Below are 4,890 nucleotides of genomic sequence, written 5' to 3'. Positions count from 1 at the left end.
TGCCGAGGTCGTCGTCGCCCTGCTGCGAAAGCAGGCGCTGGAAATGCGCCTGGGCGCGCTCCGAAATATCGATCATGGATGGCTCCGGACTGGGGTCCGGCGTGGGGAGCGCCGGATATAGCACCATTCTAGTACTGTTTAGAAATGGACGCCGCCTTTTGACAATTCAACCGCGACCGCCGACGCTTCGCGCTTTCACAGGACGGACCTCCCCCATGACCCTTTTCCCCCTCGCCAGCCAGCACTGCACGCCGCGCAAGGGCGCCGAGCACGCCCTCGACCGCGCCACCGTCGAGGGTCACCTCGCGACCCTGCCCGGCTGGAAGATCACGTCGGACGGCAAGGCCATCGTCAAGGACTTCCCCTTCAAGGACTTCCACCACACGCTGGGCTTCATCAACGCCGTAGGTTTCATGGCCAACCAGGAAGATCACCATCCGGATCTCGAAGCGGGCTATGGCCACTGCCAGCTGCTCTGGTCCACGCATGATGTCGGCGGGCTCTCGCTGAACGACATGATCTGCGCGGCCCGTGTCGAGGCCCTGCTGGATCGCTGAGGTGCGCAAGCTGTCGCCTCGCGGGACCGCTTTCGCAGCGGTGCTGCTGGCGATCGCGTCGCTGTTCGCCCTGCCCTGGCTTGCGGCCACGGTGGTTCGCGGGGCGATCGAGCGCGATAGCGCGAATGACCGCGCCGCGTACGCCACGGGATCGTCCCCATGGCGCTGGCATCTCCGTGACAGCGGCGATGTCGTTGCCGGGCGGGTCTTCGGAGGCGGAAGACTGCAACAGGTACCGGGCGGCCTGCAGGTGCGGGCAACCGACGGCAGCGCGCTAGAGATCGGCTTCCCGCTGCGCCGCCCGGCCGACCTGCGTGCGCTGGCGACCCTGCGCCTGGATGCCTCGGCGTCGGCGGCCGGGCATTACGCCTTGGCGGTCCGCCCGACGCTGCAGGCACCCGTGGCACATGCCGATCTGGGTAATCTGTCGCCGGAGGCCTTGTCGCACCCCGTGCGGCTTGACCGGCTCAAGTGGACCGATGACACCCACCACACCGTCAACGCGCCGGGCCGGGCCGCCATGCTGCGACTCGTCGCCACACTGCCCGCCGGCCAGACCCTTACCCTTCGCGAGGCCTCTCTCGCACCGCCTCAAACATGGCTACCACCGGCCGCCACGTCCCTGCCTGACGGACTATCGGCCGAAGGCCTGCTCGACTGGCGCGACGCCCGGTTGGCGACCTCGCCCACGGCGAGTTTCGGCAATGCCGTCCGGCAACCTCCGGCTCCCGCCTGGCAGCCTTGGGCGGCTCCGCTGCTCTACCTCTTGCTGCTGGTCGTCGTGCCGTCGGTACGCGCGGCGATGAAACCCGCCGAAGCGGACGCGGTGCGGCCCGTCCGGGCCGGCCCGATCGAAGCACTCCTCGTCATCGCCGGACCCGTCTGGTTCATTGCGGGTCTCGGCTTGTCTGCGAGGCCGGCCGCACCGGCTGTCGTCATGTTCGCGCTGGGCGTGGTTTACGCCCTTTTCCTGGCGATCAGGCGCCAGCTGCCGCGCTGGCGCTGGCTCGGTGCCTGGCGCACGGCAGGCTGGCCGCTCCTTGCCTTGCCAGTCACCATCGCGATCGTGGCGGTGGCGGGCCACGCACCGGTTTGGCCGGTACCGGGTCGCGCACTCCTCTATATAGCGTGGGCCTTCGTCCAGCAGTGGCTGATCCTCGCCGTGGTCGCCTCGCTGCTCGCGCGGGCCCTTCCGCGGCCGCTGGCCGTGCTGCTCGCGGCGCTGACCTTCGCCCTGCTGCACACGCCCAACAGCCTGTTGATGCAGCTGTGTTTCGTCGCCGAGCTCGGCTGGGCCTGGTGGTACCTGCATCACCGCGCGCTGCTTCCCGTGGCGCTGGCCCATGCGTTCAGCGCCCTGTTGCTGCAGGCCTGCCTGGCCGGTGGGATCCTGCGCTCGCTGGAAGTGAGCGCGAGGTTCCTTGGCTGACCGGCCTCAGCCGGCCAGTTTGTTGAGGAACGCCTTGAGTTCGTCGGGCAACGGCGAGGAAAAATCGTAGTTCTTGCCGTCCAGGTCGAAGCTCATGCGTGCCGCGTGCAGGAACATCCGCTTCAGGCCCATGGCCCGGAACCGCTTGTTCGCCGCCTCGTCGCCATACTTCGGGTCACCGGCCAGCGGATGCCCGGCGTACTGTGCATGGACGCGGATCTKGTGGGTACGGCCGGTACCCAGGGTCGCCTGCATCAGGCGGGCGTTCGGGTACTGCTCCAGTTCCTTGAAATAGGTCAGCGAGGGCTTGCCCGCATCGTCGACGCGGACCAGGCGCTCGCCACCGTGCATCACAGACTTCAGAAGCGGCGCATTCACGTCGAACTTGGCTTTGCGCGGCGTACCGGTCATCAGGCAGAGGTACTGCTTGGTCACCGTATTTTCGCGGATCAGCGCCTGCAGGCCCGTCAGTCCCGACCGGGACTTCGCCAGCACGAGCACACCGCTGGTATCGCGGTCGAGGCGATGGACCAGTTCGAGGTGCTCGTTCGGCCGTGCCGCCCGCAGCAGCTCGATGGCGCCATGGCTGACGCCACTGCCGCCATGGGCCGCGATGCCGACCGGCTTGTCGATCACCAGGAAGTGCTTGTCTTCGAAGATGACGGCGTCGGCCACCGACCGGACCATGCCGGAAGGCGCCTCGTTCTCTTCGCGCTCGGCCACGCGAACCGGCGGAATCCGCAACATATCGCCCAGGGCAAGGCGCGTGTCCGGCTTGGCCCGCTTGCCGTTGATCCGGACCTGCCCCGTTCTCAGGATGCGGTAGACCAGGCTGCGCGGCACCCCCTTGAGCATGGTCATCAGGGCGTTGTCCACGCGCTGGCCGTCCCGCTCAGGGCCGATTTCGACGATGCGCACACCTTGGCCGCCGTCGAGGGAAGTTACCGTCTGCATTGATAAAACTCGAATTTGATAGGATACTCGGCGAGCGCCAGGCTCCGCTGAAGACTTATCTCTCGCGGGGTGCCTGTACCGTCACGTAAGGCGAGTGTCATGCCATTCCGTCCGAGGGGTCGGAAGGTGAGCACACCCCACATCGTAGCGGTTCGGGTTGCGGTTGTCCGGCTAATCCGTAAGGACGCGGACCGGTTGCAAGGCGCTTATCACGAATCACGCCGGGTCCAGGTATCGGTCCCGGATCCCATGCCGCTTGAAGCCTCACCGCTGCGGCGCGATCCCCGGCAGGCCGCCCCAAAGGGCGCCACCGCGGCGCGCGGCCGCGCGGCAAGGCCGAGGAACTTACAATGAAGCGTATGTTGATCAACGCGACTCAGCGCGAAGAGTTGCGCGTGGCCATCGTCGATGGCCAGAACCTTTACGATCTCGATATTGAAATCCCGTCCCGGGAACAGAAAAAAGCCAATATCTACAAGGGTCGTATCACCCGCGTCGAACCGTCCCTCGAAGCCTGCTTCGTCGACTACGGCGCCGAACGCCACGGCTTCCTTCCGCTCAAGGAAGTGGCCCGCGAGTACTTCAACCCGAACGCGGAAGGCAAGTCCAACATCCGTGAGCTGTTGAAGGAAGGCCAGGAAATCATCGTCCAGGTCGAGAAGGAAGAGCGCGGCAACAAGGGAGCCGCCCTCACCACCTTCATCAGCCTCGCCGGTCGCTACATGGTGCTGATGCCGAACAACCCCCGTGCCGGCGGCGTGTCCCGTCGCATCGAGGGTGAAGACCGCCAGGCCCTGAAGGAAGCGATGGAGCACCTCTCGGTGCCCGACGACATGGGCCTGATCGTGCGCACCGCCGGTATGGGCCGTGACGCCGAAGAGCTCCAGTGGGATCTCGACTACCTCCTGCAACTGTGGAAGTCGGTCTCGGGCGCTGCGAACTCGCAGAAGGCCCCATTCCTGATCTACCAGGAATCCAAGCTGTTCATCCGCGCCCTGCGCGACTACCTGCGTAATGACATCGGCGAGATCCTCATCGACGAGGAGCAGCTGTTCAACGACGCCCGCGACTTCGTCCAGCAGGTGATGCCGAACAATCTGCGCAAGCTCAAGCTCTACCAGGATCCGACGCCGCTGTTCTCGCGGTACCAGATCGAAACCCAGATCGAAAGCATCTTCGAGCGTAACGTCCGCCTTCCCTCCGGCGGTTCGATCGTCATCGACCAGACCGAAGCCCTCACCGCCATCGACATCAACTCGTCGAAGGCGACCAAGGGCAGCGACATCGAAGAGACAGCGTTCAACACCAATCTCGAAGCCGCCAGCGAGATTGCCCGTCAGCTGCGCATCCGCGATGCCGGCGGCCTGATCGTCATCGACTTCATCGACATGGACAGCCCGCGCCACCAGCGCGAGGTGGAAGAGCGCCTCAAGGACGCCCTCAAGGCGGACCGCGCCCGTGTCCAGATCGGTCGCATCTCACGTTTCGGCCTGCTCGAAATGTCGCGTCAGCGCCTGCGCCCGAGCCTGGGCGAAGCCACCCAGATCGTCTGCCCGCGTTGCGAAGGCCATGGCCACATCCGCAGCGTCGAATCGCTGGCCCTGTCCACTCTGCGTCTCATCGAAGAGCACGCAATGAAGGAAAACACCGGGCAGGTCCTGGTGCAGGCGCCGCCCGCGGTCGCCAACTTCATGCTCAACGAGAAGCGCGCCAGCGTCGTCGAGATCGAACTGCGCCACAACGTGCACGTGGTCGTCGTCGCTGACGACAAGCTCGAGACGCCGCACCTGGAAATCACCCGTATCCGTGAAGCGGACATGGGCGAGCACAGCAAGCCGAGCTACGAGCGCACCACCCCGGTGGTCGCGGTCGCCCTGCCGAAGATGGGCCAGGCCCTGGGCAGTGGCGAGCAGCCGCTGGTGACCGGAGTCGTGCCGTCCACCCCCGCCC

The 4,890-nt window shown here is 65.9% G+C and carries 4 protein-coding genes; 3 read left to right on the top strand and 1 reads right to left on the bottom strand.

Annotation, left to right across the window (positions count from 1 at the left end):
• Window positions 1-215 precede the first annotated feature (215 nt).
• A complete protein-coding gene (locus AC1DT2_RS15710; protein WP_477297332.1) occupies window positions 216-557 on the top strand; it encodes a 4a-hydroxytetrahydrobiopterin dehydratase in 342 nt (113 codons plus the stop codon).
• A gap of 1 nt (window position 558) precedes the next feature.
• Window positions 559-1,986: a CPBP family glutamic-type intramembrane protease gene (locus AC1DT2_RS15705; RefSeq protein WP_477297330.1), complete on the top strand. Its 1,428-nt coding sequence runs from the start codon at window positions 559-561 to the stop codon at window positions 1,984-1,986.
• A 6-nt stretch (window positions 1,987-1,992) separates the two neighbouring features.
• Here the strand turns inward: AC1DT2_RS15705 and AC1DT2_RS15700 are convergent, their stop codons facing one another.
• Window positions 1,993-2,940 carry an RluA family pseudouridine synthase gene (locus AC1DT2_RS15700; protein ID WP_477297328.1) on the bottom strand — a complete coding sequence of 316 codons (948 nt, stop codon included), beginning with the start codon at window positions 2,938-2,940 and terminating at the stop codon, window positions 1,993-1,995.
• A gap of 350 nt (window positions 2,941-3,290) precedes the next feature.
• On the opposite strand from AC1DT2_RS15700, the gene AC1DT2_RS15695 reads away from it, so the two are divergent.
• The coding region (locus tag AC1DT2_RS15695) for an Rne/Rng family ribonuclease (RefSeq protein ID WP_477297326.1) at window positions 3,291-4,890 on the top strand (1,600 nt) is incomplete at its 3' end.

The sequence above is a fragment of the Luteibacter sp. P4_E6 genome (assembly GCF_056401535.1).
Note: the sequence above shows the minus strand (reverse complement) of the source record. Positions and strands in the feature narration are given on the sequence as shown.